The organism is Arcicella sp. GW821-FHT09D11 (genome assembly GCF_059416265.1).
Genome location: NZ_JBWKOV010000002.1, coordinates 793799 through 807286, shown reverse-complemented (window position 1 = coordinate 807286; position 13488 = coordinate 793799). Strand labels below are relative to the sequence as shown.

4 protein-coding genes are annotated in these 13488 nt (G+C 36.6%); 1 reads left to right on the top strand and 3 read right to left on the bottom strand.

Annotation, left to right across the window (positions count from 1 at the left end; translation table 11 throughout):
- Positions 1–80 precede the first annotated feature (80 nt).
- Complete coding sequence (locus AC07N0_RS08515) at positions 81–1175, top strand: hybrid sensor histidine kinase/response regulator (protein ID WP_494588834.1); 1095 nt, start codon at positions 81–83, stop codon at positions 1173–1175.
- A 76-nt stretch (positions 1176–1251) separates the two neighbouring features.
- On the opposite strand, the gene AC07N0_RS08510 is transcribed toward AC07N0_RS08515, so the two are convergent.
- The 3 genes from AC07N0_RS08510 to AC07N0_RS08500 form a co-directional block, all read right to left on the bottom strand.
- Positions 1252–3666 carry a carboxypeptidase regulatory-like domain-containing protein gene (locus AC07N0_RS08510; RefSeq protein ID WP_494588833.1) on the bottom strand — a complete coding sequence of 805 codons (2415 nt, stop codon included), beginning with the start codon at positions 3664–3666 and terminating at the stop codon, positions 1252–1254.
- 102 nt (positions 3667–3768) lie between these two features.
- On the bottom strand, positions 3769–4755 hold the full coding sequence (locus AC07N0_RS08505) for a PorP/SprF family type IX secretion system membrane protein (RefSeq protein ID WP_492802207.1): 987 nt from the start codon (positions 4753–4755) through the stop codon (positions 3769–3771).
- Between the two features lie 112 nt (positions 4756–4867).
- Positions 4868–13345, bottom strand: coding sequence for an Ig-like domain-containing protein (locus AC07N0_RS08500; RefSeq protein ID WP_494588832.1), 8478 nt, complete (start codon positions 13343–13345; stop codon positions 4868–4870).
- Positions 13346–13488: the final 143 nt, after the last annotated feature.

Sequence of the window (13488 nt, the reverse complement as noted above, 5' to 3'; positions counted from 1 at the left end):
AATATAAAATAGGTAATTTATAGATTAAATCACCTCAATTTGAAATATATGAAGCAATAATATCTTACACAAAAACAATTATGATTAAAATTGTATTGATAGAGGATGATTTTTTGTTGGCCGATAATACAAAAACAATTTTAGAAATTAGCGGATTTAGCTGCTTTGTTGCTGAAGATGGGGAGACAGGAATCCAGTTAATCGAAGCCTTTCAGCCAGATATTGTTATTTGTGATATTATGCTTGGCGAGATGGATGGGTATGAGATTTTAAGAATTATTCGTTATGAAAAAGGTTTAGTAAATCTTCCATTTATATTTCTATCAGCTAGGGCAGATTTCGCTGACAAACGGAAAGGGATGAATCTAGGGGCTGATGATTTTCTTACAAAACCCTTTACTACCAAAGATTTAATTGAAACTATCAATTCTAGGTTAAGAATTAGTTCTCTCAAAAAAGCTTCTGCTGATGTAGAAATTCGCAAAAATGCTACCGATATTTTTTTAAGTATCTCTAACCATGAATACCTTACGCCACTAAATGGCATAGTAAACTTTACAGATTTAATGTCAGAAAGCATTGAAAACTCTAGTTTTCTGGATATTAATGAACTTCAAATTTTGATTGATGGCATAAGGCTTTCTGGCAAAAGGATGCTACGTATTACGCGTAAGTTACTTTGGTATAACCAACTCATCTGTGGCATAAACCCTTGGAAAAATGCCTCAAAAGAAGAAGTAGATGTTATAAAACTAGAGCATAAGTTATTCCATCAACTCAAAAAAAGTAAACCTTCTGATTTTCATCTAATTACTCACCACAATGCTTCGTCTCTTAAGGGCTATGACAGCATTTTTGTGGAAGATATCTTATCCGAACTTTATCAAAATATCATTCAATTTGCCAATGTAGATTATAGAATTTATTCTGAAATACTTTCAAATAGTTCATTCTTAACATTGACGCTTAAAAACCATTTTTTAGGAACCTATGAAATGGATACTCAAGCCATAAAGCCTTTCTATCAAGCCCATATTACCAAAGATATGAATGGTACTGGACTAGGCTTATACATCGTAAATGAATGGGTAAAAACCATAGGCGGACAATTAGAAGTAAAATGTACGAATAGTATTTTTGAAGTAAATCTAACTTTGCCTATCCGTATAGCTTAAAGTATAATCTTATATAAATACAAAAAGCCTATCCCGAACAATGTCTGGATAGGCTTTTTGTATTCGTCTTATCTCTTTATTCTAATTGTATAATCTTGAATTCTGAGCGTCTATTTATCTGATGTTGTTCCTCTGTACACTCTATACCGTCAGCACATTCATTCAACAATTGTGTTTCGCCATAACCAGAAGTTTCAAATCTGTCAGCAGCGATACCTCTTTTAACTAAATACTGAACAACAGATGCCGAACGATTTTCTGAAAGTTTTTGGTTAAATTCTGTCGTAGCTCTACTGTCGGTATGCGAACGTACTTCGATTCTCATGTTTGGATAACGTCGCATCAGCCTCAATAATTTATTCAACTCTACAGCTGCATCTGGACGAATATCGTACTTCGTATAGTTATAATAAATATTATCAAGTGCTATCACATCACCTTCTTCAAACATCGTTAAATTACTATTGATTTCTGTTGGGTCATTCACGCCCAATTTTTCTATTTTATTACCTTTACTAGCAAAATGTTCTTTGGCAGCATCAATAGAATATTCACATCCTTCACAAATCTCGAATTGGTAAAGTCCATTTGCGCCTGTCGTAACTGTTTGAATACTTCCGTCACATTCATTGGTTAACGTTACTTTAACACCACCTAATGATGTTTTATTTTTGCTTGCAGTTACCCTACCTTTGATAATTTTCGTTGCCGCACATGGTGAAGTATTTTTAGCCTTAGCAACATTTGAAGTATCATCAAGTCCTACTCTCATCAGGGGAATCTCTAGGGCTTTTAATAAATTACTTTCAATCGTTGTAAAAGAAACTGAATTAGGTAAATAGTTATCTCTGCTGGCATTAAACTTATATTCTTTGTTCAAGTCTACACAAATTTTAAATCCTCCATTTGAATCTGTTTTTTTCATCACAGATTTCCCATCAGTCAAAATCTCTACATCTGCATTATCCAAAGGCATTTTTGAGTCTGAATCATAAACGATTATTTGTAGCTCCTGACATTCTGGTTTTTCATCACATTCACGTGTAAAACGATAAATATCATCATCTGTTCCTCCACGTTTACGATTTGAAGAAAAATAGCCTGTTTTGCGTTCACCGTCGGTAATTAATCCAAAATCATCTTTACTTGAATTAATCGGCATTCCCATATTAGACACATTGCTCACGGCATTCATGCCTGATAATTTCACATAAAAAATATCTAAATCACCAAGACCAGGGTGACCGTCTGAGGCAAAGTATAAATTTCCTCTTTCGTCAGCAAATGGAAACATTTCATTGCCTATTGTATTAACAAGTGGGCCCATATTGATGGGTTTACCAAATTTTCCATCTTGATATTCACACACATAAATGTCTGTACCACCATAGCCTCCTGGCATATCTGATACAAAATACATTAATTTATCATCTTTCGTCAAAGCTGGATGACCTGTAGAAAAATCATTGTTATCAAATGGCACCTCTTTAACATTTTCCCATTCACCATTTTTTAAATCAGCCGTGTATATTTTTAATTTGTTGATTTTATCGCTAGAGGTCTTGTATTTACCATTATTGTAATTGTTCCTCGTAAAAATCACTTTCTTTCCATCACTTGTAAAAGTCATGGGGCCTTCATGATATTTTGTATTGAGGCTTTTACTAAAGCTCTCTGTTTTTACGCCAGGAGTTTCTACAAAATTTCTATAAATATTAGAGCCACTATAAGTACCTATCGTTTTAGTATCGTTGGCTGTTGGAGCAGTATATTCATCTTCGCCTACTCCTGCACCTCTTTTCTTGATTTTTAATTTATCATCCGCTGAACTGCCTAAACCTGCTGGTGTTGTAGTAGTTAATTGATTGATATCACTGAGATAATACATATCCAGAAAATGTGAATTATCCCAACTAAACATTCTTTTTAGTCCGATTTCATTTACCCTACTCGAGTTAAAAACCAAGCCATTTTTATAATACATCGGGCTAAAATCAGCATGGTCGGTATTTAGTGATAAATAGTCTACTTTATAACAAGCGGCATTTCTATTTAAAACATCCACGTTTTTGTATAATTTTTGAAATCCTCCGCTCCTTGTATCCGCTATTTCAATTTTAGCATATTGTTCATAAACATCCTGAGCTTCTTTATACTTACCGTTTGACGCCAACGCTTGTGCATAATATAAATATACTTTAGAATCTGCTCCAGAGAATGCCGTACCTTTTGAAACTAGCTCATGATAAATCCTTTCAGCATTTTGTGAATCACGCATCTGTCTGTATGAATAAGCCAATTTAATTAAAGCAGCCTGACGGTCTGCTTCAGATAGTTTACCTTTTAATACCTGTTCAAACATTTTAGAGGCATTTAGGTAACTCATCTGCTTGAATTGATACTCGGCATCCTTTAAAGTTTGCGCAATAGCCCCAACTGTTGCAAGCAACATCAGACAGAAACAGAGTATAATTTTATTCAAATTAATCATCGTTTTAAATATTTTACTATCTATAGTATTACTAGGAGGTTTCTTTACAATTCTGGTTTTTATATAAGAATGTTGCTTATATAATGCTCGTCAATCGATTGATTAAAAATACCGTGGTGTAAGTATTTTTGTTTTACGATATCCAAATTCATAACGAAGCATAAATTCATGAGAACCTTTTTGTATATTTTTCAAACCATTTAATGCGTAATCATAAGCATACCCAAAACGGATTTGGTCAGTAGCCTGAACCTCGAGCATTCCTATTAATGCATCACCGTATTGGTTAGCAAAAGGAGAAGCGAATTTCAAATTATTAGTTCTCCAAGAACAACCAAGGGCAAATCTATCATTAAACCAAAGGTTTGCATTTAAATCAAATGAAGCCACATCACGCGTTATTTTAGATAAAACTGATGGTTTTAACGTAAATGAACGACCTAATGGGAAAACATAACCCATCATCAAAAAATAGTGGCGTTCTTGTCTTGTGACTGAATCTCCCGATTTTCCTGCTTCAGCATCTATCAATCTATTTCGCATTAAACTCGGACACGAGAAACCTATATACCCTCTGTCATCACTTAGATAAATGCCCGCTCCAAAATTAGGCAACCATTTATTGAAAGAATAAGTAAAAGCTTGGTCACCTGTTTGAGTTAATAGTGTTTGTGTTAAGTTTCCAGAAACACTCGTTGCACCAGCTTGAAGACCCATTGCTAAAGTTGCTCTTTGCGTTACTTTTATTCTATAAGCATAAGAACCATATAAACCCACATTCCTAAAATCCCCAATGTTATCATTATAGGCTTGAAATCCGACTCCTACTTTCTCTCCATTGATAGGACTGTCAACTGAAAAAGATTGCGTAGTGGGTGCTCCCGTAATATTTATCCATTGCTGTCTATGTACTACAGTGGCGCTCAATACATCACGGCTTCCTGCATAAGCAGGGTTGATTGGCAACATATTGAACATATATTGTGAGTATTGAACCTCTTGCTGGGCCTGAATAGAATGGACAGCTGTTATGGTGAACAATAATGCTGTCACATATTTAATTCTTGAAAGGAAACCTTTGAGCTTCATGCTATTCAAATTTAAGATTTTATAATTACCAGAATCGATACTATTCTGCTAGTAAGATTAAATAAAGTGATGCTTATTGTAGCCATTCTGTCGAATGGCTACAATGAATGATTTATCGCGAAATAGTCATATAACGAACAGGTTCTACGCCTACTGGCAATGCTACTTTTTCTCCTGTTGCTTTTTTATATATTGTTACTATATAGAAGTATGTACCTGATGGCAGACCACTTCCTACAGATAGGAGTCTTATCCCTGTATTAGGTACTCCATCCCAATCATTTTTATAATCTTCAGATGCAAAGACCAAACTTCCCCAACGATTATATACCTCTACAGCAGCCCTTTCATCTGAATTAACGCCATCAATCACAAAAGTGTCGTTAACGCCATCTCCATTCGGAGAGAAACCATGTGGAATAGATACTACTTTTCCTGGTGGATTTGTATTTGGTATTATAATTGGCGTTGGCGAAGACTCCAATGGTTTTCCATCGTTGTTTGGATCAGGATTGTCTCCATTCACAGAAGAATCCGTTACCACAGTAAAGTTATCTTCAGTTACTGCCTTAGCATACGCAACTGTATGAAGTGTATCAATTAATAGATTCTTGGTAATATTAATTGTGTACTTGATTACGATACTATCACCAGGAAGTAATGCTGTTGTAGAATCAACGGTAAGCAACGAGTCCAGTCTTCCATTAAATCTGAAATTCAATACTGTATTCGCTCCTCGTACTAAAGTAGGACTTCCTAAAATAGCCCAAGCTGCTACTTGACTACCAATGGTTGTTGTTAAATCATTGCTTAAAGCAATATTTTTAAGAAGTACATTGCCGTAATTTTTAGCAGTTAATGTCATCGTGACATTGTATGAACCATCCGATTGAGGACTAGTATCAGTCACTGCCGATAATGAAACCCCTAGTGATGCTTGAACATTAGAAGCTCCTTTTGTAAGAACAACTGGTGTTGCTACATTATCATTTGACGGATTCAAATCACCATTTCCATCTGGATTAACACCATTCGTTGAAACATCTGTGTATGATTGATTATCAGTACCTACGCCAGTTCCTATTGCTACGTTATTAAATACAGAATCTGTTGCTGCTGATACACTTATAGTAACTGTTAAATTGATAATGGCTGTATCTCCTTTGGCTAGCGTACTTAATGAATCTACTAATAAATTACTATTAGCACCTATCCCATTATAGTTTGGATTAATCGTTATACCAGCCTTCGTTGTCGTTACGGTTGGTTTTGCAGCTATTGTCGCTCCTTTCGCCACAAAAACTACCCCAAGGCTATCCCTTACACTGAGTTTGGTAATATTGGTTGTTCCCATATTAACTACTCTGATTCTATAAGGAACTGTCCAAACATTATCTGATACTCGTTTTAAACCAGCACTAACCAATTCTTTTGCTAATCCGATTATTGTATTTGAGTTACCTAAAGTTACCTGCGTTACACCTGGATTTGCATTAACATTTGTACCATCACTAGACTTTGCAATAAGTACCTCATTAGTAGGACGTTTACCGCTTATTTGAGCCTGACCACTAAATGGTCCCGTTTCTCCATTGGTTGTAACCTGAACAATATAAGTGACTGTATCAACCGCCCCCGGAATCATATAACTACTTACATTATTCACGATGTTAGAATCTAACAAGCCAAAACTATCATTAACATTTAATTTAGAGCCAGCTCCTAATGTTGGTTTTTTAATGATAATGGCTGTCGTCGGAGTTTTAAAAGTGGTAGCCAAGTTATTGGTTAGGCTTACATTTTTAAGTGTGTCTTTACAGAAATTTTTAGCAATCAATTGATACGTAACATTGTAAATACCGCTTGACACCGCCACAGTGTTAGTCACTGCCATGGCTAGCCCTACTCTACATGAATCTACTGTTGTATTTTCTCCATTAACAGTTACAGAAGAATTGTTATTAGTAAGATTAGTATCATTAAATGAAGTAACAGAAGCAGGGTTTGTTACTGCGGTTGTTACTTTCATTTTAGCTACATAAGTAAACGTTTTTACCTGATCTTTTTCTAACGAATCTAAGTTAATTACGATTTTACCGCCTGAAATTGTTAATCCTGCAGGAATTAGAATTAAGTCTACACCAGCTGGGAAAGGGTTTGTAATGACGATATTCCTTGCTGTACCCGGACCATTGTTTTTAACTGAAATTGTGAAGTTGATATCTTCATTAAGTTTTGCAGTTCCTTTATCTGCAACAATCGTAATAGCTACATCAGCATTAGGAGTTGTCGTACCATTGTCTACAATAATTATAGTACCCGCTGAATAACATCCCTCTGCTGACTGATAGAAGGCATAATAAGTACCAATCCCTACAGCCGTTGGTGTTAAAACAGTATTCGTAGTTGGCGAACTCGTTGTTTTAAATACTAATGTCGTTCCTGTTGGTGCCGTGCTAGTAACTAGTTTTGTTAAATCAGCCGTTGCTCCTACTGCAATAGTACTATTAATTGTAACTGGACTAACAATATTTGTGGTAGTATTTACCACAAATGATAATTCATTTGATTGTGGAGAAATACAAGACAGACTTTCGCAAGTAGCACTATATTTTATATTACCATTAGGTACTATAACCTTAGGAATTCCTGTTGTTCCATCAGACCATCTTACTGTTCCTACACAACCTGTCGCTGTTAACGTGATAGCTTGTCCTAAACAGATATTCGTTTTGTCTGAAGTAATTAATGGTGCCGCTAGATTACATAATTCAGTTATTGTAATCGTTACTGAACTTCTATCATCTTCGTTATTACTCGTCCCATTTGCTGGCGTCGAATCTGGGTCAGGCTGATCAGATTTTGTAATTTCGGCTGCACTAGTAAATGTACCCGCTGTAAGCACTTTTACTTTATAAGTAAATACTTGTGATGAGCCACTCGGAATACTAACACTTGTCCCTGTAATAACTCCAGATGTATGAGTAGTATTAGTGCTTGATACAAATACCATACCTGCTGGTATGATATCCTTCACTTCAACGTTGGTTGCAGCGTTTGGTCCAGCATTATTAATTGTTAAGGTATAAGTAAGCGTATCCCCTACATGTGGGGTAAGGTTTGATACAGTTTTTATTAAACTCAAATCAGCATTTTCTCCATTAATCGTTACGGAAGAAGAATTATTTGTAAGATTAGGGTCTTTTAATGAAGTAACAGAAGCAGGGTTGATAATTGTCGCTGTTCCTTTCATCTTGCCTACATAAGCAAATGTTCTTACCTGATCTTTCATTAAAGAATCGAAGCTAATCACGATTTTATCTCCTGAAACTGTTAAGCCATTAGAACTTGAAACAAATTCTAAACCAGCAGGTAGCGGATTGGTAATTACAATATTCCTTGCTGTACCTGGTCCATTGTTAGTTACTGAAATCAAGAAATTGATATTTTCATTCAGTTTTGCAATTGTTCTATCAGCATCAATGGTAATTGCCACATCTGCATCTGCGACAGCTGCTTGATTATAAACAATTATTCTAGTACCCGCCGAATAACATCCATCAGCCGATTGATAGAAGGCATAATAAGTGCCAATGCCAACTGCCGTCGGTGTTAAGACTGTATTCGTGGTTGGTGAACTTGTTGTTTTGAATACCAATGTCATTCCTGTTGGCGCTGTGCTGGTCACTAATTTTGTTAAGTCAGCAGTTGCCCCTGTTGCAATAATTGTGTTGGTCGTAATTGGACTAACAATACTTGGAGTAGTATTTACTATAAACGATAACTCATTAGATTGCGGTGAAATACAAGGTGAGCTTTCGCAAGTAGCGCTATATTTTATATTACTATTTGGTACAATAACTTTAGGCAGTCCCGTTGTTCCATCAGACCATCTTATAGTCCCTGCACAACCTGTCGCACTTAAAGTAATAGCTTGTCCCAAACAGATAGTTGTTTTGTCTGCAGTAATAACAGGTGCTGACGTTGGTATAACTGTAATAGTTCTGATTAAAGATGCAGCACTTGTACAAAGCCCAATACTACAAGTTGCGGTATAAGATGTTGTAATAGTTGGAGAAACCGAAACTATCGCACCTTTCTGTCCATCAGACCAGTTGACAATACCACTACAACCACTCGCTGTAAGTTGTACTGCACTTCCTAAACAGATGCTTGATGTTGCCGAAGTAATGACTGGTATCGCTGGATTCTCAACGGTAATCACTGTTTGTACTGATTTTATCGATGTACAAAAAGCAGTACTACAAGTAACAGCATAAGACGTTGATTTAGTCGGTGTCACAGTAAGGCTTGCTCCTGTAGCAGTTTTATCATCATAATACCAAGTGACTGTTCCATTACAACCATCCGCTGTTAATGTTGCTGAGCCTCCTGGACAAACAGATAAAGCTGTCGTACGTATTGTTGGTGCTGGAATAGGTACTACATTGATAACTTTTGAAGCAGAAGCATTGCTAATACAACCATTAATCGTACAAACAGCATTATAGCTTGTTGATACAGTCGGTGTTACTAATATTGTAGTAGTTGTTTGTCCTGTACTCCATCTTACCGTTCCATTACAATTTAACGCAGTTAATGTAATTGATTCTGAAGGACATATTTCTGTTTTTTCTGCTAAAATTTCAGGCGCATTCGGTTTTTGTGTAACGATAATATTGATAGTTGCTAATGCACTTTCGCAACCTGATGCCTTACATTTAGCTGTAAATGTTTGTGAAGAGCTAGGCGTTACTGTTAATGTATTTCCTGTTGGAAAACCTGCCACTTGCCATTCTACTACTCCGCTACAACCACTAGCTGTAAGCACCGATGATTCGCCCGAGCAAATAGTACTTTGCGAAGCCACTAAAGTTGGTGCTGCAATATTCGTTACTGTTATGCTCATTACGTTTGATGCAGGACTTTGGCAAGCATCCTTTTGGCAATAAGCTGTATATGTTCTGCTGACTGTTGGACTTACTGTAATCGAAGCCACATTTGTTTGCCCAGAGCTCCACACAATGTTCGAACCTGTACATCCAGTAGCTGTTAAGGTAGTTTGTCCGTTCAGACAGATAACACTGTTCGTTGCTGTGATTACTGGTGCAACCAAGTTACATACTTCTGTGATAGTAATGCTTACAGCACTTCTATCATCTTCACTATTATTAGTTCCATTACCCGGCGTTGAATCTGGGTCTGGCTGATCCGACTTTGTAATTTCAGCACTGTTTGTAATGCTCCCTGCTGATAATACCTTTACCTTGAAAGCAAATTGTTTAGAAGCACCACTGGCAATACTTGCCACTACCCCTGTAACAACCCCTGAACTGTGCGTAACATCACTACTTGATAAAAATGCCAATCCTGATGGCAAAGCATCTTTCACTTCAACATTAGTAGCCGTATTAGGGCCAGCATTGTTTACATTTAATGAATAAGTAAGCGTATCGCCAACATGTGGGATTGCATTTGAAACTGATTTGGCTAAACTTAAATCAGCTCTTTCTACTACGTTTACTGTAACTGATGATGTATTGTTTGCCAATTTACTTGGGTCATCATTTGTTCCAGTGATAGTTGCAGTGTTAACAACTGACCCTATTTTACTAAGTTTTACATTTACTAAAAGTATTTTATTCGACCCTTCTGATAAACTACCTACATTCCAAACTCCAGTGGTGCTATTGTATTGTCCAGCTGGAATAGCGCTCATAAAAGTAGCTCCTTGTGGCAAAATATCTGTTAGCGTTACATTATCAGCATTAATATTTCCAATATTTCTTGCGTCAATAGTATATGAAATTTCTTGTCCTAATAAATAAGAAGGCGATGTTCTAGCGTCTGGTGATGAGATTACCGTTTTTACTACCGCCAAATCTGTAAAACATTTTGATACTTTAAATGAAATAGAGGTACGGTCACTTACACAGCCTTCAGGGCTAGTTGCTTCAGCATAGTAAGTTACAGTTCCTTCAATAGTTGGTGTTACAGCAAATCCTAAGTCTGAACCAATGCCAATTGGTGTAATACTTGTCGCTGAACTATACCATTTAATCGTGTTCCCAACGCTTACAGCAAATAATTTGGCTGAGCTACCCAAACAAATAAGGGTATCACTCTTTAAATTAACTGGTGCAGCAGGTTTTGCTTTAATTGTTAAAATTGTATTTGCCAACGCTGCATTACAAAGTGTAACAGCCCCGTCTGGGTCATTGGTTTTAAAACTCAATATGATAGACCCGTCAATCACATCCGCAGCTGATGGTGTATATTTTGCAGTAAGGCTAGCAGCATTATCAAAAGTACCTGTTCCGTCTGTAGTCCATACCCCACTCGTTGCTCCTCCGCTTAATATGGCATTCAATTGTACTGACGTTGCTGTTCCTCCGCAAATTGGTAAAAGAGCAGTTAAGCTAACAGCAGGTGGATTGCTGCATTGACAAGTAGTAATATTTACAACCACCATCGCTCCATCGCTATAACAACCATTACTTGATTTCTCAAAAAGGAAATACGAGCCAGCTCCTATCGCAGTAGGATTTGAAATAACAGGTGAAGTTGTTGAATTAGCAGTATGCCATTCAAAAGTTCCACCAGTTGATACTGTGCTTGTAATAGCGTCCGCCAAGTTTACGCTTGTAGCATTGATCGCACAATTATTAGTAAGCGTGGCAAGTACTGTTGGCGTTGCGGGCTTAGGATTAACCGCTACCGTCACAGATGCTTTTTCACTAGGGCAAGCACTTGCTGAGCTATTAACAATACTTAAAAAATAAGTAGTAGTAACTGATGGCGATACTACTATTGAGGAAGTCGTTGCAAAAGGAGTAGTTGCAGTAGCAGAAGTAAACCATTGAAAAATCGGGTCGGTTATGCCTGGCGTTCCTAATGTTACAGTTCCTCCTGAACAAATAGTAGTACCCAAGATAAAAGGAGCGGCAGGCGTTGTATTAACGTTGAAGCTAACACCTGTTGCATCTAATTGTGCACATACCGTACTACTCGTATTAATCGTAGTTGCTAAATCGCTTGCTTTAGTAACACCAAAAATTATATTGGATAAATTCAAGTAGTTGCTACTGCTTGAATTAGCATTATATACTAGCGCAAAGATTTTATAAGCATCAGGAAGTGCTACAGAAAATGATGGCGTGCTACTAATCTGTTGGATAGTATTAGTAGTACCCTTTGTAAGAATATAGTTTATTGAAAAACCAGCAGGAACTATAGGCGATACTCCTGTAGTAGCAGTAAGTACTACTGGTCCGCCAGCCGCTGGTAAACAGAAGCTAGAAGTTGTAGTTGTTAATGTTCCTGCACCAATAACGCAGTTAGAAACAATACCAGCACCTATTGTTAAGTTATCTCTGCCAACATCACCAGCTGGTTTTGTTACATCAATGGCTATTGTAGTAGTTAAACCACCTACGCCAGCATCAGAATCATTCGTTGAGTTACTGCCAGGGGCATTTGGTGTTACAAAGCTTCTTCCTGCCGGTAATATGAATTTAACTTTATAAGAACCCGACATTAAATTGCTAAACAAATACTTTCCTCCATCAGCCGTAACATCAGTTGCCAATAAGGTATTGTCTGTAGCATCGTATAGTTCTACTGTAATACCATTTATGCCAGTCTCACCTGTATTTTTAATGCCATTTCCGTCAACATCATTCCAAACTATGCTACCAATTGAGCCAAATAGACCTGGCGTAAATTTAAAAGCACAACAACCATTTACTGGACAACGTCCATTGGTTGCTGTAAAAGCATATTCTGTATAATCTGTAACACTTGTTATTTTAATATTGCCATCTGCCAAGAGTGTTACATCAGGAGTAGTACTTGTAACAATTACTGGCGTACCTGTTGCTCCTACTTTTTTAGTCCAAACAATGTTAGTAAAGCCTGTTGGTATTTCAGTCACATATTCATCTCCGCTATAAAAAAGCTCTTCAATAGAAAAGCAAGTACCATCTTGGTCGTCTTCTAACACTAAATGATTATTAGGTGTTGAATCTGTATCTTGTTCAGTCTCTTTTGTAATCTCTGCTGTGGTGTACCAAAAGCCTCGTTTGCTAACAGTAGCTACCACTGTCATGGTAAGTTCAGTACTTCCTGCTACTTCCCCTACATTCCATACTATGGTCGTTACACCACTAGCAGTAGCCGTGGTAGTAGTACCAACTCCATTAATATTTAATGATTTGAAAGTAACTCCTGCGGGTAGTGTATTGGTTAATTCTACTCCAGTAGCTTTATCTGGATTAATATTCTTAACCTTAATAGTATAAGTTATATCTGCACCAACAGCAGGGCTTTGATTACTGATGGTAGTACTTACCGATAAATCGGGCAAAGCAGCCACAGTATTAAATGATGAAGCGAATGATAGAAATATTATCCCAATAAAAGCACGACAAACAGCCATTGCATAGCGGTTGTTTTGTGTACTCGAACTAGTTAATAATGATAAAATAGCAAAAAACGATTTTGAACAATTAAAGTCGTTTTTTAATGCACGATTTTTGGCAACTACTTGCAAAGAGTAGTTATTAAACCAATTAAACAAACTTGTTTGCATTAGTTTTTTACTTTTATAAACCGAGTTGCTTTGGTAAAAAATTTGAGTCATTATTTGTACAGTTAGTAGATTGTCCTTTTGTATAGAGGAATACGTTTTGAACAATTTAGGTCCCAATCAAATTGAAATAATATATATGGTAG